Genomic DNA, 302 nt, shown 5'->3' on the forward strand with positions numbered 1-302 from the left:
GCGGCATGGCGGCGCACGGGGTGGAGTTCCTGACCACGCCGGACGCCTACTACGACGCCCTCGCCGAGCGGGTCGGCCCGACCCGGGTGCCGATCGAGGCGCTGCGGGAGCTGAGCGTGCTGGCCGACCCCGACGAGGACGGCTCACTCTGGGAGGTCTTAACTAAGCCGGTGGTCGACCGCCCGACCTTGTTCTTCGAGTTGTTCGAGCGGCGCGGGTCCAAGCGCTTCGGCAAGGGCAACTTCAAGGCCGTGTTCGAGGCGATCGAGCGCGAGCAGCCCCCCCGGGGGAACCTGTGAGCC

At 70.2% G+C, this 302-nt stretch carries 1 pseudogene; it reads left to right on the top strand.

The features are described from left to right. Positions 1-299: pseudogene (locus tag UK12_RS35240) on the top strand (4-hydroxyphenylpyruvate dioxygenase); the annotation flags it as partial. Positions 300-302 lie beyond the last annotated feature (3 nt).

The organism is Saccharothrix sp. ST-888 (genome assembly GCF_000955975.1).
Taxonomy (GTDB): domain Bacteria; phylum Actinomycetota; class Actinomycetes; order Streptomycetales; family Streptomycetaceae; genus Kitasatospora.